Genomic DNA, 26612 nt, shown 5'->3' on the forward strand with positions numbered 1-26612 from the left:
GACTTTAATTTGTAAATCAGGGACTTTATTTATATTTGCAAATTATTTTGCGGGCGTGGTGGAATTGGTAGACACGCTAGACTTAGGATCTAGTGCCGCGAGGTGTGAGAGTTCGAGTCTCTCCGCCCGCACTTATTGAAAAGCTATCTTATCTCAAGATGGCTTTTTCTTTTTTACAGAGCTTGAGTTTTGGAGTTTATGATGTCTTTGCCAAAATTTCAGTAAACTATAGCCGATGTATTATAATTTTAAAATTTACATGACCCCATTTTAAAACTTATAGATACTTTTGTGTAGCAAAATATTATTCACATGTCAAAACCACTTTTTATAATTTTTATAATTACAGTTTTTAGTTTAATTTCCTGTGAAGACTCAAACACCGATTTCCCTGAACCTGAGGTTACTTTATTTGATAAAACTTGGATAGCTTCCAATGGTGTAGACAGTATTCGCTACCGATTAAATTCAGATGGAACATACAATGGCGGAAGTGATAGCGGGTTTCCTAACCAGGGCTTCTGGAATTGGGTTGACGACACTGAAGAAGTCATGCGAATTGTTTATGACGATACTGTGATTTGGTACAGGTTTGAAGACCTGACCTCAAATTCGGTGACGACGTTTATCAGCGACGTTCAACCTTATGAATGGGGAGAAGGGATACCGTTTTCAGTATCCAATTAACGCTTTTATGACCTCATTTTTAAATATCTAAACCAAAGCTTCTCCAACGGCATGTTCAACTTCGCTCAACCGGAGTTTGAAGTCTTCTGAAATCACAGCAAAAAACATATTTGATCTTGAATTAAAGTCAACTTTAATCAAATTTCTGAAATATACCCAGCCAACCTTAAATGCAAGCTTACCTTCAACTTCACTATATGCTGTGTGTTCAAATTTTATAGCGTCTAAACTACTTTCATCATGTGCTGATAAGACAATTTTTAAATAAAAATCGTTTGTAAATGTATTATCATTATATTTTGTTGAAGAATAATCATATTTATATCCAGTCTGAAAAGCTTGAACATCAGATAATACAGCAGAAGCTGTCGGTACACTGCCTGCTCCACGGCCTTGAAACAATTGTTCGTGTGCAAATTTCGCATTTATATTTACCGCATTAAATTCATTTTCCACGTTATAGTTGGGATGGGAAAGTGGGACTACAAATGGTGCCACAAAACCAATGACTTTATCCTCAACCTGCTTAGCATATGAATACAGTTTAAGTTTACCCTCATAGTTATCAGCAAAATTGACGTGTGCCGGTTTAATGTGCCTGATGCCACAATTAAAAATATCCTCCGGTTTAGCACTGACCCCAAAAACATGTTTCAGCAGTATAGCAAGTTTGTACTTCGCATCAAACCCATCCACATCCAAAGTCGGATCAGATTCAGCAAAGCCTAATTCTTGCGCTTCTGATAAGGCTTTGTCGTAAGTCAAACCCTGTGCAGTTCTACTCAAGATATAGTTGGTTGTGCCGTTGCATATCCCTTGAAACCCTTGAATATGATCACTCTTAAAATAATCTTCAATATTTCTAATGATAGGAATACTAGCACAAACGGAAGCTTCATACAAAAATGTGACTTGTTGCGTATTAGCCAATTCTATTAATTCATCCAGATGTTCAGCGATGAGTTTTTTGTTGGCTGAGACAACGTTCTTACCGAGTTTTAATGCCGATTTTACAATATCATACGCAGCATTGGCATCATCTATAAGTTCGACTACAGTATCGATGTTATTATCCAAAAGAATATCAGAAGGCTGATAATAAAATTGTTGAACCGGTAAATCTCTTGACTTGGACTTATCTTTAACCACTATTTTTGTAATCACAGCATTGGTATTTGGACTTTGCTGAAGGACTTTATAAAAGCCTTGACCGACACAGCCATAGCCAAAAAGTCCAATATTTATTTTCTTTTTCATATTATGCAATTTTTGATAATTTTTTTGTTGTAAACCAAGGTAATACGGTATTGTTTATGGTTTTACCTTCTACCAAAAAACCATCATGACCATAAATAGATTCTATTTCTACATAGTTAGCTTTTTTGATATGTTGAGCCATAAACTGTTGTTCTTTTGGTGTAAATAAAATATCAGATGCTATACCGATACAAAGCGTTTCCGCTTTCACCTGATTTAATGCTTGTTCCACATTTTTAAATCCTCTACCTATGTGATGGCTATCCATACTTTTGGTAATGGCATAATAAGCATAAGGACAAAATCTTTTAACCAATTTTTCGCCCTGATAATTTTGGTATTTTGCAGCTGTAAAATCATATTGTTTATCAGGGTCATCAATTTGGGTATGGTTATAAATTTTAGAAGTTCTATAACTTAACAACGCTATAGACCTGGCGGCTTTCATCCCAAGTTTACCACCATCTAGATGATTTTCTCTAAAGCTGTGGTCAGCTTCTATCGCCATTCTTTGAGATTCATTAAACGCTTTGCCCCAGGATGAATGAACAGCATTGGTAGCCAGCAGGCAAAGTTTTTCAATTTGGTTTGGAAAATGCACAGCCCAATGTAAAGCTTGTTGTCCGCCAAGTGAGGGACCAATCAGCATTTTAATCTTATCAATGCCTAAATGTGATGCTATCAAGCGATGGGCTTTAACCATATCTGAAATATTCACCAAAGGAAAATTTTTACGTTGAAACTCATCTGGAACTTCAGGTGAACTTGCGCCAGTTGAACCATAACAAGACCCTAAAAAATTTGGACATACAATGAAATACTTGTCAGGATTTAGGACTCGTCCAGGGCCAAACATCTCCGGCCACCATATATGCACATCAGCATTGGCCGTAAGCGCATGGCAAACCCAAATTACATTGGATTTTTCTGCATTGAGTTTGCCATAAGTCCGATACGCCAATTTTACCCCTGGAAGCCTTACTCCAGAGGATAATTGAAAATTTCTACAAATTATATCTTTAAATGACATCGCTTTTAGTTTAAGCTAAGACTTTAACTGAAGTTAATGCATATTGGATGTCTGTTTTCAAATCTTCAATATGCTCAATCCCTACCGAAACTCTTAAAATACCGGGCTCTACACCAGCTTGTATTTGGTCTTCCTGACTGAGTTGTTCATGTGTTGTAGAGGACGGGTGAATGATAAGTGTTTTGGCATCACCAACATTAGCTAAGTGTGAAATCAATTTTAAGTTGTTGACAAATTTATCAGCAAATTCTTTGCCGGCTTTAAGTTTAAAACTCAACACACCACCAAAACCTTTTTTAAAATATTTTTTGGCATTCTCATAATAAGGCGAAGTCGACAAACCCGGATAATTAACCCATTCTACCTCATCAAGTTCATCGAGCCAATGAGCAAGTTTTAGAGCGTTATCTGTCGTACGTTCTAAGCGAAGGGACAAAGTTTCTAAGCCTTGTGTAAGTTGAAAGGCGTTAAACGGCGAAAGCGCCGGCCCATAATCTCTTAGGCCTTCAACTCTTGCTCTGATGATAAATGCAATATTGCCAAAATCGCTATCCTTTCCAAAAACATCAGAAAAGACCAAGCCCTGGTAGCCTTCTGAAGGTTCAGAAAATTGGGGAAATTTTCCGTTGCCATAGTCGTATTTTCCGGCGTCCACAATCACACCACCAATACTGGTGCCATGACCTCCAATCCATTTGGTTGCCGATTCTACAACGATATCAGCACCGTGTTTGATAGGTTGAAATACTGCACCGCCGGCACCGAAAGTATTATCGACAATTAAAGGAATATTGTGTTTTTTTGCTAAAGCTGAAATGGCATCAAAATCGGCTACACTTAAACCGGGATTGCCAATGGTTTCCAAATAAATGGCCTTGGTGTTGTCTTCAATTTGGGCTTCAAAATCTTCAACTTGGATACCTTTAGCAAATTTAGCATGAATCCCGAGGCGTTTTAAAGTGACTTTAAATTGATTAAAAGAACCGCCATATAAATGTGGTGAGGTGACAAAATGATCACCAGTTTCTAAAATATTAGTCAAAGCGACAAACTGAGCGGCTTGACCTGAACCGACAGCCAATGCGGCGACACCGCCTTCAAGTGCAGCAATGCGCTTTTCAAACGCATTTGTCGTGGGGTTCATGATACGGGTATAAATGTTTCCAAATTCTTTTAAGCCAAACAAATCGGCAGCGTGTTGAGAGTCCTTAAATACGTATGAGGTAGTTTGGTAAATCGGTAAAGCACGAGATCCTGTTGTAGAATCGACTTCTTGTCCGGCATGAAGCTGGAGGGTTTCAAAATGTAAATTTTCTTGTGACATGGTAAATGAATCTTGATTAAAATAAATAAATGGATTGTTGAAACAGACTAAACTCTGTTCAAGTCAAAAAGGAATGTTGCTTGATAGATATTAGCAACACATTCGCATACAACACCATCGTATTAATGCTGTAAATGCTAAAATAAAATCAGGGATTAAACTGAATCTTGCTGTGTAGTTGAATAGATTGTCCATCGCATAAAGTGTTTCATATTCTCTAAAAACACTATCGTTTTTAGATCTGGAATTGGCACCGATTTTCCAATCCCGAAGCTTCGGGACTTATAGTGGGTTGCCAGAGGGTCATTGAGCCAGTCTCTCACCTCATTCTTTATAAAATTTGCAATTTCTCACAAATTAGAATTATAAACATAACAACAATAAAAGGGGAATTCCAAATAAACTTTTGTTAAAATCCTATAATTAATACTCCATAAATGATCATCCCAAAATTTTTTACCATTTATCTTTTAAAATGATTAATGAGGGCTATTAGAAATTTAACCCTTAAAATTCATTATAATAGAATTCGCGTCTTCTTGCGACTAAGAAAAACTAGAATTTTCGTACCTCAAATTTGAGTTTTTCTAAATCGGGGTTAACTGCCAAAACAAGAAAATTATTAAAATCCATGAATAGTGGCGGTTAATAGGATATTTTCTGAAACTAAACCCTAATAAAACGTCTTAAAAAATTAATTTTGCTCAAAAAAATTCGAAATGAATAGCATTCTGAAGTCTTTGGTTTTGATGTTTGGTATTTTAATTCTAAACTCATGTGGGGTCTCTTACCAATCCGGTTACGTAAAAACTAAAGACGGTACAAAAAAGCCTTTTCTTATGAAACAAGACAATCAATATTTGTTGGTTAAAGACAGTTCTTCTGAAGAGCCAAAGAAAATTCTCTATTCTGAAATTGATTATGTGGAAAAAAGAAATAACCTTAATGACGAAACCAAATTTAAATTTTTTAAAGTTGCAAATCAGGATAAATATGTCTTGGTGGAAGAGGAAATAGTAGGCCCGGTAAGTTTATATATTTCAACATCTTCTTTTAATTCTAATCCTATGGGACCAGGTATGGGTATGACCCAGCAAACAATAGTTGTTCATTATGTGAAACGGGAACATAACGACGAAGTTATTCTATTGTCTTCTGATTATTTTTCTGATCAAAGTCTAAAAACGGTAGGCCCTAAATTTTTTAAAGATTGTCCTGAACTTGTGGAAAAAATTGAAAATAGAGATTTCAAGAAAAGACATATCTATGATATCGTCCGGTTTTATAATGAAAATTGTGGTGTAGATAATACATAAAATGCATTAAGCTCGTTATGGAGCAAGTTATTTTTTTACATACGAAAATCAATGAGTTTTATCATAAAACGCTTCCAAATCTTCGGGCAAACCTCCAACATGTTGCAATTTAATAGCTGCCAATTTCAATCCCATTTTTAAACATTGTTCTTGATTCAAATTTTGTGTAAAACCATATAAAAATCCGGACCAAAACGCATCACCTGCTCCAGTGGCGTCTTTGACCTCATCGATGGGTTGGGCCGGAAGATGAACGATTTTATTTTGTTCATTTAAGTATTTTACGCCTTGACTGCCCAAGGTCAAATAAATCTTATTGAGCTGAAATTTGTTTTGAAAATAATTAAAAATCTCATCATGACTTAACTTTTTACCTAAAAGACGCTGCACATCATCTTCACTGATTTTTAGCAGTGGATTCAACTGAAGAAATTCACCAATGACAGCTTGGGCTTCAGCTTTATCAGGCCAGATCTTAGTCGCGTAATTCAGGTCTATACTGATTTCAGTACCGAATTGTTTGGCTTTTTTGGCCGCGTTTAAAATACTGTTTTGTGCCGGTTTTTTAGACAAAGCAAAACAGGTGGTATGAAATACTTTGGCCTTTTTGAGTGTATCTTCGGTAAACTGGTTGACGTGGATTTGAAAATCAGCACCACGATATGTAATAAATTCCGGAGTCTCTGCAGTCTTAGAGACCACGATGATAGATGTTGGTGCATCATCAATCTGTTTTAATCCATCAATTGAAAAGTTTTTAGACTGAAATTTTTTAAGCACAAATTCACCTAAACCATCTTTTCCAATACTACCCACAAATCTGACGTTTAAGTTCAAATCATTAAGATTGAAAGCCACGTTGGCTGGTGAGCCACCCAGAAACCGTTGAAAATCCAGAGTTTCAGATAAAGGAGAATCCGACTGTTGCCCGATCATATCGATTAAAATTTCGCCCGTACTGATGACATCTAAAGGTTTTTCAGTCCAATCCATTGTTTTCCGTTTAAAAATTGCGTTAACATTATCGTGGCAGCCGCACTCCAAGTACAATATTTTACGCCGTTTGGTTCTTTAGTTTTAGAATCGAAGTTTTCATAAAAGCCCCAATTGGCTTTGGCGTTTAGCGTACTGATTTGCTCTAAAACTTTGTTTGCTTCTTCGTTTTGATTTTGTTGGCAAAGTCCAATACCGTAAAACCCATTCACCATAGGCCAGGTTCCGCCATTATGAAACTGGTAAGGGTAATTTCTAAATGCATACTTGCAATTATTGGTCAACAAATCCCAGTCTTTATCGCTCTCTTGAATTACCGGCCAAAATGCAGGTAGTGATTTCAATGCTAACTTATTTTTTAGGGCATTGCAATACTCCAGCAACAGTTTGTGGTCATTGTTGTCTCCAATATCCAGCATTAAGATGAGGCTGTTGGCGAAAGCATCGAACTGAGTTTGATAACCCCCCGGCTCAAGAGTGGCGACCCAGTAATCAAGTTGCTCTAATTGCTTATAGGCCTTAGGGTGATATACTTTTTCTGAAGTTTGTCGCTTTTTATAGTTGATGTTGATTTTGTTCAGGATTGTATCGTGTTTATCTTTCAATGCCTGATCATCTTCAAAATGCAAAACACAACGTATCGCCCAAACTCTTAAAAGCTGGTCGTAGAGAATAAAACCTTGTGTCGGATACTCGTCAGCCCAATTGCCACTTCGTGGCACGTACATCAAGTCGCCATGATTGAATTCCCAGGCCTGCATAAGTTTCAGGCATTTATAAATCGCAGATTTATGTTGTTTAAAAAAAGTGATGTCGTTACTGAGATGCGCATATTGACAAATTCCAATTACAAACCAGGCCAATGTATCTACGCGACCGGCTAATCCACCAAAACTCACTTCACCGGTTTCACAATCTACATTAGATGGAATATTACCCATCTCATGTTGGTGTTTGGCTAAGGTTTCTAGGGTCGCTTTCATGGTGTTGACCAAACCCTCATCACCATCGAGTAGTGCAGCCAACCCACAAATTACGCCATCGCGAGTCCAGATTCGCTTATAGTTGGCTACATCATCAATTCCGGCCAAAAAACCATTTGAGGTTTGGGCTTTTTGGATTAGGTTTTTGGCGTTTTGGTAGGCCTGTTTTTGTATATAGTCCATAAGTTATTTGACATTTATGATTTTCAAACCTTCGTGGGCATAAAAAGTCGGGAAATACATCAGTGATATTTTTGCAGGATTGAGACTATATCGTCCGGAATATTTAGCGATTAAAGGTATTTCAAAACTGTATTCTCCAGCTTTTAATACTGAGCAAAAGATAGTGGTTTGGTGTTCATAATATTCTCGATGATCTTCTAAGCCATATTGAACAGGTTTTGATGTATAATCAAATCCCCCGGGAATGGGAACGTTAAGCAAGACATACTTTGCCTCTTTATCTACTTTGATATCAACTTTTAATATGACCTCATCGCCATTTTTAACCATCGAATAGCTCTGGTTTTTAAAGCGGGTTTTTATTTCAAAATCATCTTTAAAGTTTGAAGGATCACTTTCCCAATAACTTTGATACGCACTGATATAAATGGGCAAATTGCCGGTATTGGTCAAACTTAAGTCTCCGGTTTCAAGCTGGGTTTGTAATGGAAAATCAGTCTGAGTTATCGCATTTAGATTTAAAGTTGCTTTAGCTTTCGAAGCAGATGTCTTAGGAAGAATATCCGGTAAAATTTCTTCAAGCACATTGGTAATTTCATAAGTATTGATGAGTACATTTTGTTGTCTGGAGCTGACTAGATAGCGTCTTATCTTTGGCAATCTTTTATCTGTTGATTTTACTGACTTAATAAGCTTGTAAGCCATCAAAGTATTTTGAATCGAATTTTGATAAACCAGAATTGACTTATATTTTTCTTTGGCTTCAAAATAAACATTATCAAAAATATCTTCTTTTTGATAATTGTTTAGAAATTCAATATCAGGAATAATATCCAAATTGAGAAGCGCTAGACTTAATTTGAGTTTGTTATGAAAATCGGTTTTGGAGTCTTGAATTTCTTCTTTTATACTTCTCACAACATTTGGATAAACACTTTCGCCAAGTAAACTCAAACTCAATATGATATCTGCTTTTTGTGAAGATTTATCTGATTTATAATATTGATTTTTAAAATAAATTACAGTTTTTTCTATATTAAATTTGGTTTTATACCCCATGTTTTCGGCTTTAAGCATAGCTTTAATAACATGTTGACTGATCCAAAAACTTGTAAATTCAGAAGATTTCCACCAGCCCCAAAGGCCATTGTCTTGTTTGTTTTTATCGAGTTTTTTGATAATTTTCTTGATGGTTTTATCCTCATCGAAGTCTTTATTGAGATGAGCATAAATTTCCTTTTTAGCCAATAACATATGCAGCTTTGAGGCCAGTTGTTCATTGCACTCATAAGTATAATTCACCACATCTTGAATGTCTTTTTGCAGTAATTCTAAAAGATTAGATTCTGCATAGAACTCAACTTGGCCCAAATCTTTATCAAAATGATGCTTGAGAGTATCACCGGGTTCTAAGATTTTAAATATACCTTTTTGCAGCTCTACACCTTTTTTTAATACCGGAATATCTCGTTTTTCACCATCGAAATACTCCGAATGTTTTTGATTGAGCTTAAAAGTTAATTGCAGATTGTCTTTTTTAGCTTTTATTTTTAGGGTGTCAATTGTGGCATTGATGCTTTCGTGGTTTTTGGCAAAAACTCTTCTGTCATCAACCTCTAAAGCGGTTTCTATAGCTAAGGTGTCTGCAGTGTAATTCAGGGCTTTTCCTATGAGGTGAGCATTGTCGCCTTCTATTAAAAATTTTGGCGTAAACAATCTGGCAGATAAAGGTTTGTAGGATTTGGTAAAAGATTGATACTTCCCTTTTTGACGTTTGGCATTCATAGCGATAACTATATTTTGCCAATTAGTGATATCATCCGGATAGGTGATTTCAAAAGCGGCTTCACCATTATTATCTGTGCGCAAAGTAGGTTGCCAATAGGCTACGTCGGAAAAATTGTTTCTAATGCTTGAAGCAGCTTGATTTTCTGCATAAAACTCTTCTGTAAATGCCGGATCTTTTTGTAGAGCATCATCAGAACCACTCACTGTAGTTATCACAACCACGCCATTAGCACCGCGATTGCCGTAAACAGAAGTTGCTGCTACATCTTTTAAAACGCGTAAAGATGCGATGTTATCTGAAGATAATTCTCTGAATTCACCCTCACTTATGGGCATACCGTCTATAACGTATAGAGGTTCTTCATTTGACATAACCGATGTTCGACCTCTAATAATAACGGTAGCCGAGCTTCCGGGTTGACCATTAGTATTTGAAATCCTTATACCTGCAACTTTACCATTTAAAACCGTATGAATATCTTTTGATAAAAAATTTAAAATCTTATTACTGTCATAATATTCTATGGATTCGAAACTATTCATGGTTTCTATTGGTCTAGAAGTGGTATTTATGGTAGCCGAAGCATATGAAGTTACCACAACCTCATCAAGGTGATTGAATTCAGGTTTTAATGTAATATCGTTAAATTTATAAGCTGGTTTTTCAAGAGTTTTAAAACCAACATAAGAAAAAATCAAGTGACTTTTGGTATTTGGGAGTTTTAAGGTATAATTTCCATCAAAATCGGTTTGTGTGCCTATGCTCGTGCCTTTTACAATCACATTTACTCCTGGAATAGGCAACCCATCCTCATCTTTGACAACACCACTCACAAATTTTCCGGGTCCAAAATATTGTTCGTTTTTCTTATAAGTTGTTTTTAAACGCTCAAAATGTTCTTTGACTAATTTTTTTGAAACACTTTTTAAGCTGTATTCCTCTATAATCTCATTCAAAGCTGAACTGAAAAAATCTTTAGGATACAATTCCGGTTCATCAAATTTTACAACATTTAGACCGTTAGGCTTGAGTTGAATATTGTCTAAAACTTGATAACTAAAATCATCAAACAATAAAATTGCACGATGTTTACCCGGTCTTAATTGATGTATATTTTGTTGTAAACCCGGATATAATCTTAAGCTGTCGTTTTGGGTATTTACTACAATAGTGTTGAGCACAAATTTTTCTGGATTTGGGTTTTTATCTATCAAACGCAATTCTGCATAACCTGCTGTGGTTCTGTAAGGATATCTTTTATAGCTTTTTTGCTTTCTGTTTTTAGCGTTTTGTAGTCGCCAGACATTATGGATATAGTTTAAGGTGATCACATCTTCACTTACTTCATGATTGGATATATAAGACGAAAATTCTGTGGGTAGAATTTCTATAGGATAAGACTTTAATTTTAAAAATTTTTCATTAAATCGATAATTGAAGCCCGGCTCATGATGAATATTATAACTCAAACTGTCTAAAGTTTTAAATAAAAACCTATCATAAACCGGTCCTGTAAATTGTTTATAATAATTTCCTCTATATCTTCTTTCTCCCACACCTAGCAGGAAATATTGATTTCGAGATTTGATGTAAGCTTGAAAATTACCCCGATGTTTATCATAAAGCAATATACGAGGATAGAGTTGTTTTTTTTCTAAAGTTGTCCAAGTAGGTGTGGTTTCTTCAACCTGAATTTGAGGATGCAATCCCTTTTCATCCAGACTAAAAATGGTTTTACGATTTGGCTTAAAATATAAACTATCAAGTTTATAAATTTTATTTGTGGTTCGAAGTTTAATATTATGATAACCGCTATCAATAGGAAAACTATAACTTTGTTGATGTGAATTCCATGAAAAATAAACCGGGTTGTTGTTTACGTAAATGACATGAACGGCTTCTTGTTTACCTTCTTTCATGACAAACGGTGCAAACTGGGTGATGCTATCATTGGCTTCAACATCCGTTTTGAAAAATTCCTGAGGATACATAAAGTCGTAGTAAATGATGCTATCCAAATGCGCTTTGGTTTTCCAATTATGATAATCCAAGGGTTGCACTTGACGATCAAAAACATCTGTATGAAATTCAAAGTTGTTGATAGCTTTTCTGGTTTTACGTTTTTTAAATAACCTTGGAAGGCGAGGAAAATTATAATTGAATTTTTTAGATAAACCAAAAGCCGTCACGTCTGCATTTTCCACCGGTTGGTTTTTGTAATTGGTAATTCTAACTTTTATAGTGTCTGTTTTTCCGGGATAAATCAATTGCGGTTCTTCAACACTAATATTTAATAATTGCTCATCCAATGAAATACCATAAGATTTTTTAACTTCTTTTCCTGCCCATATATAAGTTAAACTCACATAATAATTTTGCTTGTTTTTAGCTTGAAATTTATAATCCAGTTGTTTTTTGTGCCCCCTCTTAATTTCTTTGTTTACCTTATATATGTAATATATGATTTCTAAACCTCTTGGATTATTCAGCTTGATATAAATAGAATCTTGTGTGCGTTTAGTGCTTAAATTGATTTCATCCGAATAGTCGAAAAGTTTGATGGCTTTAGAAAGACTATCCGTTTCAATATAGTATTCTGAATAATAAGGATTGATGTCAATTTTACAAGGTAATTCTAATGAAGTCAGGCTATCTATGTTACCAAACCGGTCTTTGATGTAGAGTTTGGCTGCTTTACTTTTGATTTCACCATTTTCAGTATAATCAAAATGTATGCTATCTGTTTGCACGTCGGTTTGTAAGGTTTTGTTTTGATAAACAAAAGAAAAAGGTTTGGAGTTAGAAACCATTTCATTATCAGAAGTTTTGATTTTTGCCTCTAGGTAAAAATCTATATTGGCTTTTGGATAAATATCAGGTGGAATACTGATTTTGGTTTTTGAACGTGGTTTGAGTTTAGTTCTAAATCGCCATAAGGTATCAGGAATAAAAAGACGGTCTTCAAAGCTTCTGACATTATCTTGAGCGATAAGGGCCAAGTCTACGCGTGCATCCATCAGTTTTAAATCATTTTCATCGGTGGCATTGATATAAATATCCAATGAATCTCCTTTGTATTGGGTTTCCGTTTTGGCAGAAATCTCAACTTTATTGCCTTTAAGCGTATAGTCTTCATAATAAAATCGCGTTTCTGCAACTGTATTGGATTTTTTGTCTTTCAGGCCTATTCTATAAGGATTATCTAATTTTAAATCCAGAGAATCTTCTAGTGTCATGGCAAATGTATAACCTCCTTTGGCATAAGGTTTAATCTCGTCTATTATGATATATTTTCGGTTTTGGTATAAATAGACTTGTAATGCTTCATCGATTGGTTTATAGCTTTTATTCAAGACATAAGCTTTGAACCTCAAACTATCTCCAGGTCTATATTTTGGTTTATCAGTTACCGCGTAATGAAAAGTTTTACGAGTTTTACAATAATCCTGGTCAAACAGACAAGCTGTGCTTTCATATAATTTAACAAAAAATCTTTTGAGTTTATATATATTGCCTCGTGCGTAATGGTTTTTAATAGATTTGTAAGCATCTGCTGGTAGGTCTATTATAAATTTTACGGGTTTCCACACATATTTTACCGGGGTTTGGTATAGTGTTGCATTGAGTTTTCTTTTAAAAAAACTTTGGCTGTCAGATTTTACAAGGTCATAATAAAAGGTTTGTCCAGCATGATTTAAGCTCAATAAACCGTCTTTATAACTCTTTTTGATTCGATAGGTTTGGGTTGATTTATCAAACTTTACACGACGTTTATCCAATTTTAACTCAGCGTTTTCAATAGCGTTCCCGTTTAAATCTAATACTCGTAAATTCAAATCGGTATCATTGTTTAAAATAAACACGTTAAAATCTTGAACAGCAGTGAGAGCCGTTTCTGTCTTATTTCCATTGATTCTTACTTTGAGGTAATAGCCGGGTTTTAAGGGCTTATGGTAAGTTTTATCAAACTCGAAAGAATCGATGAGTTGGTTGAAATATTCGGGTTTATATCTGGGATTTTGGTTTCTAAAAAAGGATTTTGCTTGTTGGTCTGAAATTTTATAGATGTAAGCATATCGTCCAAAAGCTTTGCTTTCCAAAAGATTTTGAGAAGGAGACTGATAAGCAATCAGTAACGTAAAAACGAAAAAAAAAGCATTTGAAGCAGTCTTGAGGTTTGGCATAACTAAAGCTTGATAGTCAAATATAAATCAATTTCGAAAATGGTCTCTATCCTTAAGATACTTTTTCTGGTGAAAAGGTTGGCAGACACTTTTTTTTAAAAACGATAAAGCCATAATTATAATAACTTTGATACTGAAATTCTTTATATAATTCTGTTTTATTATACAAACCAATTTTACTTTCAAAACCAAACAAAGCAATATTTTCCAAAAAGAAGCCTATTTTTGTACAGCAATTTTATAATAAATTGCATTATAACTTGTTATTCAATTGACGTCAAATTTTTATGGCTTGAAATCTAATATTACTTCTTTTTTTACCTTATTAATTCTGGTTGTACTAATTACGGCATGTTCTACACAAAAAAATAAGTTCATGAATCGGAATTGGCACGCCATGAATACGTATTACAATACGATTTACCATGGCAATTTGGCGGTTGAGAATGGTATTCAAACTGTAGTAGCGGAGTATCCTGAAAATTATTGGCATATCCTTCCGGTTGAACGCATGCAGGAGAAACCTCCAACCACAGATATTTTTGAGCCTGATGCCCAAAAAACAGAAGCTAAAAACCCTGATTTTAAAAGAGCTGAAAAAAAAGCGACCAAAGCCATTCAAAAGCATTCTATGTATATTGAGGGAGAGGAATACAATTATCAAATTGACGAAGCCTTTATTCTATTAGGCAAAGCCAGATATTATAGTCACCGTTATATACAAGCAAAAGATGCCTTTCGCTATGTTTTAAATCATTATCCTGAAAGTACTGGTATTGTAGAGGCTAAAATTTGGAGTGAAAAGGTTAATATGCGTCTCAAATATTATGAATTGGCACTCAAAAATCTGCTCAAAATTCGTTCTGAATATCCTGAATTGTCTGAAGAAGAACAAACTCACCTTAATAGCATTTTAGCTGAAGCTCATATCCTGAATGACAATTACAACAAAGCGATTGGCCCACTAAATCAAGCCATTTTTTACGCTAAGGACAACAATAAAAAAGGACGATTTTTATACATCAAAGCTCAACTTTTTGATGGGCTTAACCAAGTCGACAGCGCCAATTACACTTATCAAAAAGTAATTGAACTCAATCGTAAATCACCACGGGATTATATGATTCACGCCAAGCTAGAGCAACTTAAAAACATAGACCTTGATACAGTGAGTTATGCTTATATGAAAACCCAATATGGTGAATTGATTGAAAATCGAGAAAATCGACCATTTTTAGATTTTATTTACTTTGATTTTGCTGAATACCACAACCAACTCGATTCAATTGACTTAGCTATAGATTATTATAATCAATCTCTAAGAAGGCAACCTGAAGATAAATATTTATATTCTAGAGATTATTTAAGATTGGCAAAAATTTATTTTGACCAAAACAACTATAAAACCGCGGGAGCCTATTACGATAGTACGCTGACGCATATTGATAAAAGTAAGCGTGAATATAGAATAATTGCAAAAAAACGCAAAAGCTTAGATGATGTTATTAAGTACGAGGGAATCGCTGATGAGAAAGACAGTATCATCAACTTGGTTGAAATGAATAAAGAAGAACGCTTAACTTACTTTAAAGATCATATCGAAACCCTAAAAGAAGAAGCAAAAAGTGTATTTGCTCAACAGTCGGCATCTCAAAAAGCTTTAAATTCCTCTAACAAAGGATTTAAAGGAGCAAATATGAATACTCGAAGCAGACTTGGCGCATCCAATGCTGGGAAAAGTAATACCGGGACTTCAGGAGCAGCTAGTTTTTACTTCTACAATTCAAATCAGGCTCAAAGGGGTTTGCTGAGCTTTAAACAAACTTGGGGTGATATAGAGTTAACCGACAATTGGAAATATGGCGGCAAAACAAACGCAAGCTCAAAAACTGAAGAAAGCGAAAAAGAAAAAGACCCTTTTGCTAACGACCCAAAATATCAACCAGAAACATATATTTCACAAATCCCGAGTGAAAAAAATATAATTGATAGTCTTTGGGTAGATCGCAACTTTGCTTATTATCAATTAGGGGTTATTTATAAAGAGAAATTTAAAGAATACGAATTGTCAAAAAACAGGTTTGAAGATCTTCTCAAGAGTAATCCTGAAGATCGATTGATTTTGCCTAGCATTTACAACTTATATTTAATTGCAGAGGCTCAAGGCGATAATGTGGCTAAAAATAAATGGAAAAATAAAATTTTGACCGAACACCCAGAAAGTGAATATGCCGCGTTGCTATTAAATCCTCAAAAATTTAAAGACAGCAAAAACAACCCCTTAAATATATACAATAAGCTTTATAAAGCTTATGAAAATCAAGAATATGAATATGTTATCCAACAAGCTGATCAATATGCAAAACAATTGATAGGCCGACCTATTACGCCAAAGTTTGAATTGTTAAGGGCTTTTGCTGTAGCTAAAGTAGACGGTGTTGAAGCTTATAAAAAAGCATTAAATTACGTGGCGCTGACCTATCCACAGTCAGATGAAGGCAAATATGCGCTAGGACGTTATAACGAACTCAAACAAAATGTGAGGGGTCAAAAATTTAAGCCGGACACAGATCAAGACAGTTATAAGCTTGTGTATTATTTTGAAGATCGCGATCGGCAAAAAAGTTTTGAAACTGAACTCGAAACAGCTTTTGAGACCTTAGATTATGACTTTAAAATTACAGATGAGGTGTATACAAAACGCAAAAGCTTTAAAGTTATTCATGGCCTAAGTAGTTTATTGGGAGCTCAGGGTTTAGCTGAAATTTTGATTAAAGAAGGAGAACTTTCCAAAGATTTTAATTACTTTGCAATATCTAATGAAAATTACAGTATTGTTCAGATACACAAAAACTTAGATCAATATTTAAAACATTTAAATCAATAAATATGTTTTCTGAAAAAAAAACCCCAAAACCAGACTTTTCTAAAGAACAAAACAAAATCTCACAAGGTACAACCTTAACAGGTGATATCAACTCTGAAGGTAGCTTCAGAATAGAAGGAGAACTCGACGGCAACCTCAACATTAAAGGTAAAGTCGTTATTGGTGAGACTGGTAAAATAAACGGTGAAGTCGTCTGTGAAAATGCAGATATTGAAGGAAGTTTTACCGGAACCTTAAAAGTTAATGCCTGTCTTACATTAAAAAGTACATCCCATATTTCCGGTGACGTTATCACAGACCAACTCGTTGTAGAAAGTGGCGCAGTATTTAATGCAACCTGTCAAATGAAAGGCAATGTAAAATCCCTTGAGGATGAGCGAAAAACAACAACAGAATACCAAAAAACCAAAGCAGCCCAATAAGTGGGTCATACTTACGGGTGCTGGTATTCAAATGGGCGTGATTATTTTTGGGTGTGCTTACATTGGTAAAAAGCTTGATATATACTTTAAAACATCTACGGCCTGGTTTACTTTAGGCTTAATTCTTATTGGAATTTTTGCAAGTATGTACTTATTGCTTAAACAAGTCAAAAAAATAGACACGTAATATAGTGAAAAACTCAACTGTACTTTTCCAGTTTTTTGGCTTATTATTCATACTTATTGTTCCAGCATATTTCATTCAGAATATGATGGGGGTTGAAGACCATGATTTAAGTCTCCAATTTACATACGCATTTAATTTGTGTTTTACAGTTCCATTTACAGTAACAGTTATCCTATTCAAAAATTTGATTAAACAGTACATTGGGCTTATTTTCATGGGGATTGGTTTTGTTAAAATCACTGTCTTTTTAGTATTCTCAAATCTTAATGATATCGATGTGAGTAGAGACAATTTTCTATTGTTTTTTGTGCCTTATGTATTGTGTATGGTTGCTGAAATTTTTGTTCTGGTGAGATACCTGAATAGGGCTAATTTTTAAGCCTTTTTTACTCAATAGAAAAATTGAGTGAAATTCGATTTTAAATTTAAATTTTTAATTACTTTTGCACCCAAAATTAGGTAAACCTTATTTTAATGCAAATAACATCACGCCTTTCCATTTTTGCACTCTTATTTTTGACGATGTCATTAGTGAGTTCAGCAAAGGATGATAAAACATCAGACCAAGATGGCGGTCAAGTTGATACCGAAGAAGAAGTGGAAGCCTATATTGATCATCACTTAGATGATTCTCATTATTTTAATTTGTTTTCTGATGGCAAAACTGGTGAGCATTTTGGCATTCCTTTACCCGTTATCATTTACGATTTTGATAATGGTTTGCACGCTTTTTCAGCGTCAAAATTTCACCATGGCGAAGATTTAGTTGAAATTAATGGACAACACTATAAACTTTATCACACTAAAATTTACAAGACTGATGCTGAAGGCAGCATTACATATGATGAAGAAGGTTTCGTTGAAAACGAAAAACCAATAGACTTTTCTATTACAAAAAATGTAATAGGGATGATTTTAGCTTCTGTCCTATTATTTTGGATGTTCACAAGTCTGGCAAAATCCTACAGAAAAAATCAAATCCCAAAAGGCATAGGTCGGTTTTTAGAGCCACTTGTTATTTATGTCAGAGATGAGATTGCCAAGCCCAATATCGGGCCAAAATATAAAAAATACATGTCTTTTCTTTTAACCGTATTTTTCTTTATTTGGATATTAAATTTAATGGGAATGACGCCGCTTGGGTTTAATGTCACTGGCAATATTGCCGTGACGTTTGGTTTGGCTTTGATTACGTTTATCATTGTTCAATTTAGTGGTAACAAAGATTATTGGAAGCATATTTTCTGGATGCCGGGAGTCCCTATTCCTATGAAAATTGTATTGATGCCTATAGAAATCTTAGGCATGTTTACCAAGCCGTTTGCCTTAATGATACGTTTGTTTGCCAATATGACGGCAGGTCACGTTGTGATTATGAGTTTGTTAGGTTTAATAGTCGTCATGCAAAATTGGATTGCCGGACCGGCATTTTTTGGGTTTACCATCATGATTTCAGTAATAGAATTATTAGTGGCCTTTTTACAGGCTTATATATTTACGTTATTAAGTGCATTATATATTGGTATGGCTGTTGAAGATCACAGTGATCACAGCGAAGATGTACCAGTAGTTTAAGTTTTTTGAATTGAAGTTTAATTTTTAAATAGTTAATTATGGAAATCCCAGTAATGGTAGGAGCAGGTTTAGTCATCATCGGCGCAGGTATCGGTCTAGGAAAGATCGGTGGCGCTGCTATGGAGGCTATTGCCCGTCAACCCGAAGCCACCGGAAAAATTCAAACAGCGATGATTATTATCGCTGCACTTTTAGAAGGTGTTGCTTTCGCTGCTTTATTTGCAGTGTAAACAAAACTAATTAAGCCTTATAGCGGTTGGCTTTAAGGCTTAATTTTATTTTTTTAAAGATTAAATATTATAAACATGAAGTTAGTTGAAGATTTTTCGTTTGGATTATTTTTTTGGTTAATTCTTGTCTTAGTTGTCCTCATATTCTTATTGAGAAAATACGCTTGGAAACCCGTCTTGAAGTCACTCGATGATAGAGAAGAAGGCATTCAAAAAGCGATTGACTCTGCTGAAGAAGCCAAAAAGGAAATGCAAAACCTCAAGGCTGATAATGAGAAAATGAAGCAGGAAGCGCGCCAAGAACGTGACGCTATGCTTAAGGAAGCACAGCAGATGAAAAAACAAATGATCAGTGAAGCTGCCGAAGAAGCCGCTATAAAAGCAGATGACATCATTGCCAAAGCTCAAACTTCTATTCAAAATGAAAAGAAAGCAGCTATCGACGACCTAAGACAACAAGTTGCTCAATTCTCAATTGAAATCGCTGAAAAGGTGTTGAAAGAAGAACTAAAAGATAAAAAAGCTCAAAACAAACTCATCGATAGAGAGTTAGAAAATGTAAAGCTTAATTAAAATACAGTATGGGACAACGCGCTGCAAAACGATATGCCAAAGCTATTCTTGACCTTGCTCAAGAGCAAAAGTCTGTAGATCAGCTCTTAGACGATATGCTACTGATTCAAAACAGTATAACGCAAAACCCTGAATTGAGAAGTATTTTTAATAGTCCTGTGGTTAAAAATAAAGACAAATGCGCAATTGCTAAAGCCGTCTTTAAAGATGTAGATGACATGCTTCATAAGTTGTTTGACACCTTGTCTGAAAACAATCGTTTCAACCATTTGAAATGGATATGCCAGGCTTATACCACACAATACAATACCTTGCACAACATTCGAGAAGCCCATATCAGCTCTGCAGTTCGGTTAGACAACAGCGTGATTAAAGCTTTAAAAGAACAGATTAAAAATATTACTGGTGATGAAGCCAAGGTTACCACTGCATTGAATGAAGACCTTATTGGTGGCTTTATACTCAACCTTAATGATTTACAATACGACGCCAGTTTATCTGGCAAGTTGAATAAACTCAAAAGAAATTTACATACAAGATAATATCACATTTTAACGCATAATAGTTATGGCAGAAATAAACCCGGCTGAAATTTCAGCAATAATCAAAAAGCAAATCTCTGGATTTGAATCCAAAGCTTCATTAGATGAAGTGGGAACCGTACTTAACGTCGGTGATGGTATTGCTAATGTTTATGGTTTGACCAATGCTGAATACGGAGAACTCGTAGAATTTGAAAACGGATTAAAAGGCATGGTGCTTAACCTTGCTGAAGACAATGTTGGTGTTGTGATTTTTGGTAAATCTACACATATCAATGAAGGCGAAACCGTAAAACGTACCAAAAAAATTGCCTCAATTCAAGTAGGTGATGGTATTGTTGGGCGTGTAGTTGATACCTTAGGTAAACCAATAGATGGTAAAGGATCAATTGATGGTGAAACTTTTCAAATGCCCATAGAGCGTAAAGCTCCAGGTGTTATATATAGAGAACCGGTTTCTGAACCATTGCAAACTGGAATTAAGTCTATCGACGCCATGGTTCCTGTAGGTCGTGGTCAACGTGAACTTGTAATCGGCGACCGTCAAACAGGTAAAACTGCAGTATGTATTGATACCATATTAAACCAAAAAGAATTTTACGATGCTGGCGAACCCGTTTATTGTATTTACGTTGCGATTGGCCAAAAAGCTTCTACAGTAGCAGGCATAGCCAACTTACTTGAAGAACGTGGTGCATTAGCCTATACAACTATTGTTGCAGCAAACGCTTCAGATCCTGCACCAATGCAAGTTTATGCGCCATTAGCTGGTGCAGCTATTGGTGAGTATTTTAGAGATACCGGACGACCTGCTTTAATTATTTATGACGATTTGTCAAAGCAAGCGGTAGCTTATCGTGAAGTGTCATTACTTTTAAGACGTCCACCAGGCCGCGAAGCCTATCCTGGTGATGTATTCTATCTACACTCCAGATTGCTTGAACGATCTGCAAAAATTATCAACGACGATACCATTGCCAAGCAAATGAATGATTTACCAGACTCGCTTCAAGGTAAGGTAAAAGGTGGCGGATCGCTTACAGCTTTACCTATAATTGAAACCCAAGCAGGAGATGTTTCTGCCTATATCCCAACCAACGTGATTTCTATTACAGATGGACAAATATTCTTAACTTCAGATTTATTTAACTCTGGGGTTCGTCCCGCAATTGATGTCGGTATTTCAGTATCACGTGTCGGGGGTTCAGCTCAGATTAAATCTATGAAAAAAGTGGCTGGAACACTTAAGCTTGATCAAGCCCAATACCGCGAATTAGAAGCTTTTGCTAAATTTGGATCTGATCTTGATGCGGCAACAATGCGAACCATTAACAAAGGAAAACGCAACGTAGAATTGCTTAAACAAGCGGAGTCTGATCCTTATAAAGTTGAAGATCAAATTGCGGTTGTCTACGCCGGAACGAAAAACTTGTTACGAAACGTACCCGTTGATAAGGTCAAAGAATTTGAAAAAGATTATTTAACTTATCTGAATGCTAAGCACGAAGAGGCTATGCAAACTTTAAAATCTGGTAAGTTAACCGATGAAGCGACACAGGCTCTTGAAGACGCAGCGGCTGAGATTGCTTCAAAATATAACGCATAATTTTATAAGATAGCATTATGGCTAACCTTAAAGAACTCAGAAGTCGAATTAGCTCGGTAAGCTCAACTATGCAGATTACCAGTGCCATGAAGATGGTTTCTGCTGCAAAATTAAGTCGTGCTCAAGACGCTATAGTCTCTATGCGACCTTATGCTGAAAAGCTGACTGAACTCCTTCAAGACCTTAGCGCCACCGTTGAAGATGATCTTTCTACAGCCCTGACTGAAGAACGTGAACTCCAAAAGGTTTTGATTGTTGCCATTTCCTCTAATCGTGGTTTGGCAGGAGCCTTTAATACGAATATCATTAAAAAGGTTAACCAGCTCAAAAGAGAAAACTATCACAACCAAGAAGTCGAAGTCTTAACAATCGGTAAAAAGGTTAATGATATTCTTAAAAAATCTTATGAAATTTTTGAGCATCATGAAGAAATTTATAATGATTTGAGTTTTCTCAACTCAGTTCAAATTTCTGAAACCATTATGAAGGCTTTTGAAGAAAAGGCTTACGATAAAGTTGTTTTGGTGTACAATCGCTTTAAAAATGCAGCAACTCAAATTGTAGAAGCTGAAGACTTTTTGCCACTTGTCGCCGATAAATCTGAAGATGAAACTCCACAACAACTCGATTATATCTTCGAACCTGAAAAGGGAAAAATCATTAAAGAGTTGATGCCGAAAGCTCTAAACATTCAATTGTATAAAGCGTTGAGAGATTCATTTGCTTCTGAACATGGTGCACGTATGACAGCCATGCATAAAGCGACAGAAAATGCCACCGAATTAAGAGACAGCTTGAAGTTGACTTATAACAAAGCTCGTCAGGCGGCTATTACCAATGAAATTTTAGAAATTGTTGCCGGTGCTGAAGCTTTAAGTGATTAAATTCTAGTTGAATTAGGTCCACATTTCAGTTTTAAGCTCTCAAATTTGCCAATTTCTTTTTATTAATCGATTTTTGCAAAAAATACATTGAACTTGGTTAAGATTGGAGACATAGCACTAAACGATTTTCCACTACTTCTTGCCCCGATGGAAGACGTTAGTGACCCGCCATTTAGAGCACTATGCAAAGAAAACGGCGCAGATGTTGTTTATACTGAGTTTATTTCCTCTGAAGGTTTAATTAGAGATGCTGCCAAAAGCGTGATTAAGCTTGATATTTATGAAAAAGAAAGACCAGTAGGGATACAAATTTTTGGTGCTGACAAAGAAGCAATGCTAAAATCTGTAGAGATTGTTGAAAAGACAAAACCGGACATTATTGATATCAATTTTGGCTGCCCAGTCAAAAAAGTGGTCTCCAAAGGTGCTGGTGCTGGAATATTAAAGGACATCGACCTCATGGTTTCTCTAACTGAAGCTATGGTCAAGCACACTGATTTGCCCGTAACCGTAAAAACCCGTTTAGGTTGGGATCACGATTCTATCAAAATAGTAGAAGTAGCCGAAAGATTACAAGATGTCGGTTGTCAAGCCATTTCAATTCACGGTCGTACCCGAGCCCAAATGTATAAAGGTGATGCCGATTGGGCCCCAATTGCAGAGGTAAAAAACAATCCTAGAATGCATATTCCAGTGTTTGGAAACGGTGATGTCAATACACCAGAACGCGCTGTTGAGATGCGCGACCGCTATGGTCTTGACGGCGCTATGATTGGGCGAGCTTCTATCGGATATCCCTGGTTTTTTAATGAGGTGAAACATTTTTTTAAAACAGGTGAACACCTTCCGGCACCGGATATTTCAGAAAGAGTCGATGTGGCTAAAAGGCATTTGCAAATGTCTGTCGATTGGAAAGGAGAGAAACTTGGTATTCTTGAAACCCGTAGGCATTACACCAATTATTTTAGAGGAATTCCCAATTTTAAGCCTTACAGAAAAACTTTAGTGACTTCAGATAACCTCAATGAAATTTACGACACATTAGATACAATTAAAGAAGTATTTGCTGAAACTGTTTTCTTAGTTTAAGTTTTTCAGACAAGTTTTGCGGCTCTTGAAGAGGCTATTTTTGAAGCAACAATGCCCAAACTTAGGGTTGTTATTAAAACAATAATTAATGTCAAAACACTCCATTTGACGGGATAGGCTAGGGAAGAAGTGATATAAACTAAACTATATTTGAGTTGTAAAAATACTAAGACAGAGCCAAAAATTATACCTATTATAGAACCTGCAGCTGTACTGAGTAAACCTTGTATAAAAAATATACTATTGATTTGACTTCTATTTGCACCCAAATAGGAAAGGGTTTTTATGTTTTCTTTTTTGTCTATAATGGCCATAATTACAGCACCGATCAAATTAAAGAGCGCTATGATGACAACCAGTGTACTGATGAGGTAAACCATTAAATTTTCTGTATTTAACATTTTGTAGAGCTCATCGTTAAGCTGTAAACGTGTTTTGATATTGATGGATTGTTCAGAAAAAATTTGACGAATTTGCTGTTTCAACTGTTTGAAATCTGCATTTTCATCTGTAGCCAACTCTATCCCTGAAAATTCATTGTCTCGATAATTCAATAATTCTCTGGCCAAGTTAAGTTGACTGAAAACATAAGTATTGTTATATTCTTCTGAAATCCCAAAAATACCTCTTACCCGACTGGGTATTTTAGTAAAAGCATCCTGCGGATTCATGATTTGCCCTTTGCCAGGCTTTGGCACAATAAAATCTAAATAGTTACTTTGATCTAATATGCCAACAGACAATCTCCGGCTAAGTCCATTGCCTAAAACAACCTGATAAGGGTAATTTGTATTGAGCCACTGACCTAGAAAAACATTGGCTTTGAGTTGATTTACTTTGACGTAATTGCTATCTACAGCCTTGAGAATTGCTGGTAAATTTTTATCTTTAAAATTTAATAAAGTCTTTTCTTCTATCACCTTTGAAGCTTGACTAATTCCATCAAGTTGAAGTAAAGCTCCCATATCTTTTTCAGTAACCAAAAGACGTTTACTCTCTACCGGTAATATTTTTAAATCTGGATCGTATTGGTTGGCAAAACTCAGGCTAAACTCTTTGAGACCACCAAAAGCTGATAAGACGACAAAAAGCGCTAAAGAGGTCCCAAAGATGCCTATTAAAGCTAAATAACTGATAATATTAATTGCATTATTTTTGCTTTTGCTTAGAAAATAACGTTTAGCAATATAAAAGGAAAATTTCAAGACTTTTTACGTTTATTAAGAAGGTCTGGGTTTTTGATAGGATTGTCTTTTCCTTTAAAGGCATCCTCGACTTCACTTACATAAGCTGCAGTATCATCATGGAAAAAACGAATTTCAGGCACTCGCCTCAATTGATTTTTTGTACGTAAAGCCAATTGGTGTTTAATGACATTAGACAACCCTTTGATTTCTTTCATAATTATGGGGGTTTTATCTTCAGGGAAAACACTCAAATAAGCTCTTGCCTCAAGCATATCTGGAGTGACTTTGACTTTAGTCACGCTGATAATCAAATTTTTTTGTCCAGTTTTTCTCAGACTCTCTTGTATGATTTCAGCAAGATCTTTTTGAATAATTTGACTTATCTTTTGTTGTCTTTGACTTTCCATAGTGCAAAATTAAGCTTTTTTTAGACAATAGAATTTCTATACTACATGACTTTGAAACCACTTTATGACTACATCTTATAAATCCATTCGGCAGGATTTTGAGTTTTACTATTTTTATAGATATAAAATCCTAAGGTTGTAGAACCATCAGTCAAATCTTGACCAATTGTACCTATAAATTGGTTGCGATTAACTTTATCACCTTTTCTAACATTCAATTCATCGATGTTTTTATAAACACTTATGTATTGTCCATGACGAATCATCACGACTTTATAGGCATTGGGAATAACCATAATTTGACTGACTTCGCCATCAAAGATAGCTCTGGCTTTAGCACCTTGTTGAGTGTCAATGTGTACGCCTTCACTTTTGGTCATTACTGTTTTCACAACAGCGTGACGTCTTGTCCCGTAGGGTCGAGATAAAAACCCTGAGACAACCGGCCATGGCAGTTTCCCTTTATTATCTTCAAATTTACCCCCTAAAAGTTTAGCTTCTGGCGTCATTTTAAACCGACTACTTGAGCTGCTACCCAACTTCTTGTTTTCTGCAGCGATAGCCTCACGGATCAATTTTTGAATGAGTTCATCAATTTCACTAATTTTTTCTTGCTTGCGTTCTAATTCCTTTTGGTATTGACCTTCCTTCTTGCGAATAGAAGCAATGAGTTCCTTTTCAGCAGCTTTGTCTTTATTGAGTTTTTCAATAGTTTGTCTGTTTTGGACTAGTAATTTTTCTTTCGCTTTGCGCTGTTCAAACAATTTTTCATTTAACTCTTGAAGCGTTTTGGTTTGAATTTGGATTTCTTTGCCTTGCTGTCTCCGATGAGCTGCAAATTGTTTCATGTATTGCAGGCGTTTGTATGCTTGCAAAAAATTGTCAGAAGACAATAAAAACATGATACGATTTTGTTGGGACTTACTTTTATAAGCATCTACAACCATTTGAGCATATTCTGCTTTAAGGGTTTTAAGCTGTGAGCGTAGTTTATCAATAGCCTGAGAGTTGGCATTAATTTCTCGAGATAGCATATTGGCCTCTCTATTGTTGATGCGAACCAGTCTTTCTGCTGCAGCAATTCGTTGGTTTAAGGTTTGAACTTTTTCAATAACCGATTGTTTGCGGGATTGGCTTTGGTCTAAGTTGTTGTTGATCTGCTTGATTTGCTGCTCAATCTGTTGGCGCTCTTTTTCCAACTCTTTACGAGTTTGACCATAAGTTAATGTCCCATAAAGGCTAAAGACAATCAGCAAAAAAAGATATGGCTTCATAAT

General features: G+C 35.5%; 22 protein-coding genes, 1 tRNA gene and 1 riboswitch. Of the genes, 14 read left to right on the forward strand and 9 right to left on the reverse strand.

Translation table 11 applies throughout. The features are described 5' to 3' along the window. Positions 1–49: 49 nt before the first annotated feature. A tRNA-Leu gene (locus tag FCN74_RS02075) sits at positions 50–131 on the forward strand. Positions 132–312: 181 nt separating this feature from the next. After that, entirely contained in the window at positions 313–687 is a 375-nt protein-coding gene (locus tag FCN74_RS02080; RefSeq protein ID WP_138930933.1) for a hypothetical protein, read from the forward strand. 27 nt (positions 688–714) lie between these two features. Here FCN74_RS02080 and FCN74_RS02085 read toward each other — a convergent pair whose 3' ends face one another. From FCN74_RS02085 to FCN74_RS02095, 3 genes are read right to left on the reverse strand one after another with little or no spacing between them, the layout of a single operon-like run. After that, the gene (locus FCN74_RS02085; protein WP_138930934.1) at positions 715–1944 is read right to left on the reverse strand and encodes a homoserine dehydrogenase; all 1230 of its coding nucleotides are present in this window, start codon (positions 1942–1944) and stop codon (positions 715–717) included. A gap of 1 nt (position 1945) precedes the next feature. After that, a complete protein-coding gene (locus FCN74_RS02090) occupies positions 1946–2974 on the reverse strand; it encodes a homoserine O-acetyltransferase family protein (protein ID WP_138930935.1) in 1029 nt (342 codons plus the stop codon). A 10-nt stretch (positions 2975–2984) separates the two neighbouring features. Beyond that, positions 2985–4298 (reverse strand): O-acetylhomoserine aminocarboxypropyltransferase/cysteine synthase family protein, encoded by a 1314-nt coding sequence (locus tag FCN74_RS02095; RefSeq protein WP_138930936.1) that lies wholly within the window; start codon positions 4296–4298, stop codon positions 2985–2987. Positions 4299–4503: 205 nt separating this feature from the next. Next, a riboswitch (SAM riboswitch) is annotated at positions 4504–4638 on the reverse strand. Positions 4639–5017: 379 nt separating this feature from the next. Here FCN74_RS02095 and FCN74_RS02100 point away from each other — a divergent pair. After that, positions 5018–5614, forward strand: a complete 597-nt coding sequence (locus FCN74_RS02100; protein WP_138930937.1) for a hypothetical protein — start codon at positions 5018–5020, stop codon at positions 5612–5614. A gap of 48 nt (positions 5615–5662) precedes the next feature. On the opposite strand, the gene FCN74_RS02105 is transcribed toward FCN74_RS02100, so the two are convergent. Genes FCN74_RS02105 through FCN74_RS02115 form a run of 3 tightly spaced genes read right to left on the reverse strand, consistent with a single transcriptional unit; the run spans position 5663 to position 13746 of the window. After that, the gene (locus tag FCN74_RS02105) at positions 5663–6607 is read right to left on the reverse strand and encodes a carbohydrate kinase family protein (RefSeq protein WP_138930938.1); all 945 of its coding nucleotides are present in this window, start codon (positions 6605–6607) and stop codon (positions 5663–5665) included. Further along, positions 6583–7773, reverse strand: a complete 1191-nt coding sequence (locus FCN74_RS02110) for a glycoside hydrolase 100 family protein (RefSeq protein ID WP_138930939.1) — start codon at positions 7771–7773, stop codon at positions 6583–6585. The genes FCN74_RS02105 and FCN74_RS02110 overlap by 25 nt, the downstream gene beginning before the upstream one ends. A 3-nt stretch (positions 7774–7776) precedes the next feature. Beyond that, positions 7777–13746 (reverse strand): carboxypeptidase-like regulatory domain-containing protein, encoded by a 5970-nt coding sequence (locus FCN74_RS02115; RefSeq protein WP_138930940.1) that lies wholly within the window; start codon positions 13744–13746, stop codon positions 7777–7779. A 292-nt stretch (positions 13747–14038) separates the two neighbouring features. Here FCN74_RS02115 and porW point away from each other — a divergent pair, with 292 nt between their 5' ends. The 11 genes from porW to dusB all read left to right on the forward strand — a co-directional run bounded on the left by porW (position 14039) and on the right by dusB (position 23741). Further along, complete coding sequence (gene porW / locus FCN74_RS02120; RefSeq protein ID WP_449405558.1) at positions 14039–16633, forward strand: type IX secretion system periplasmic lipoprotein PorW/SprE; 2595 nt, start codon at positions 14039–14041, stop codon at positions 16631–16633. 2 nt (positions 16634–16635) lie between these two features. Then, positions 16636–17055, forward strand: coding sequence for a bactofilin family protein (locus FCN74_RS02125; protein WP_138930941.1), 420 nt, complete (start codon positions 16636–16638; stop codon positions 17053–17055). Next, complete coding sequence (locus tag FCN74_RS02130) at positions 17006–17242, forward strand: AtpZ/AtpI family protein (RefSeq protein ID WP_138930942.1); 237 nt, start codon at positions 17006–17008, stop codon at positions 17240–17242. The genes FCN74_RS02125 and FCN74_RS02130 overlap by 50 nt, the downstream gene beginning before the upstream one ends. 4 nt (positions 17243–17246) lie before the next feature. Next, positions 17247–17621, forward strand: a complete 375-nt coding sequence (locus FCN74_RS02135) for a hypothetical protein (protein ID WP_138930943.1) — start codon at positions 17247–17249, stop codon at positions 17619–17621. A gap of 95 nt (positions 17622–17716) precedes the next feature. Then, entirely contained in the window at positions 17717–18817 is a 1101-nt protein-coding gene (gene atpB / locus FCN74_RS02140; protein ID WP_138930944.1) for a F0F1 ATP synthase subunit A, read from the forward strand. Between the two features lie 38 nt (positions 18818–18855). Next, positions 18856–19047, forward strand: coding sequence for an ATP synthase F0 subunit C (atpE, locus tag FCN74_RS02145; RefSeq protein ID WP_171047091.1), 192 nt, complete (start codon positions 18856–18858; stop codon positions 19045–19047). Between the two features lie 75 nt (positions 19048–19122). Then, complete coding sequence (locus FCN74_RS02150) at positions 19123–19620, forward strand: F0F1 ATP synthase subunit B (RefSeq protein WP_138930946.1); 498 nt, start codon at positions 19123–19125, stop codon at positions 19618–19620. Between the two features lie 8 nt (positions 19621–19628). Continuing rightward, positions 19629–20162: an ATP synthase F1 subunit delta gene (atpH, locus tag FCN74_RS02155; RefSeq protein WP_138930947.1), complete on the forward strand. Its 534-nt coding sequence runs from the start codon at positions 19629–19631 to the stop codon at positions 20160–20162. Positions 20163–20187: 25 nt separating this feature from the next. Further along, a complete protein-coding gene (atpA, locus tag FCN74_RS02160; protein ID WP_138930948.1) occupies positions 20188–21768 on the forward strand; it encodes a F0F1 ATP synthase subunit alpha in 1581 nt (526 codons plus the stop codon). A gap of 17 nt (positions 21769–21785) precedes the next feature. Next, positions 21786–22652, forward strand: a complete 867-nt coding sequence (gene atpG / locus FCN74_RS02165; protein WP_138930949.1) for an ATP synthase F1 subunit gamma — start codon at positions 21786–21788, stop codon at positions 22650–22652. A gap of 93 nt (positions 22653–22745) precedes the next feature. Continuing rightward, positions 22746–23741 carry a tRNA dihydrouridine synthase DusB gene (gene dusB / locus FCN74_RS02170; RefSeq protein ID WP_138930950.1) on the forward strand — a complete coding sequence of 332 codons (996 nt, stop codon included), beginning with the start codon at positions 22746–22748 and terminating at the stop codon, positions 23739–23741. A gap of 5 nt (positions 23742–23746) precedes the next feature. Here dusB and FCN74_RS02175 read toward each other — a convergent pair whose 3' ends face one another. The 3 genes from FCN74_RS02175 to FCN74_RS02185 all read right to left on the reverse strand — a co-directional run bounded on the left by FCN74_RS02175 (position 23747) and on the right by FCN74_RS02185 (position 26609). After that, on the reverse strand, positions 23747–24946 hold the full coding sequence (locus FCN74_RS02175) for an ABC transporter permease (protein WP_138930951.1): 1200 nt from the start codon (positions 24944–24946) through the stop codon (positions 23747–23749). Continuing rightward, entirely contained in the window at positions 24943–25335 is a 393-nt protein-coding gene (gene rbfA / locus FCN74_RS02180; protein WP_138930952.1) for a 30S ribosome-binding factor RbfA, read from the reverse strand. The genes FCN74_RS02175 and rbfA overlap by 4 nt, the downstream gene beginning before the upstream one ends. 68 nt (positions 25336–25403) lie before the next feature. Further along, positions 25404–26609: a murein hydrolase activator EnvC family protein gene (locus tag FCN74_RS02185; protein ID WP_138930953.1), complete on the reverse strand. Its 1206-nt coding sequence runs from the start codon at positions 26607–26609 to the stop codon at positions 25404–25406. Positions 26610–26612 lie beyond the last annotated feature (3 nt).

The organism is Mesohalobacter halotolerans, from assembly GCF_006120725.1.
Taxonomy (GTDB): Bacteria; Bacteroidota; Bacteroidia; order Flavobacteriales; family Flavobacteriaceae; genus Psychroflexus; species Psychroflexus halotolerans.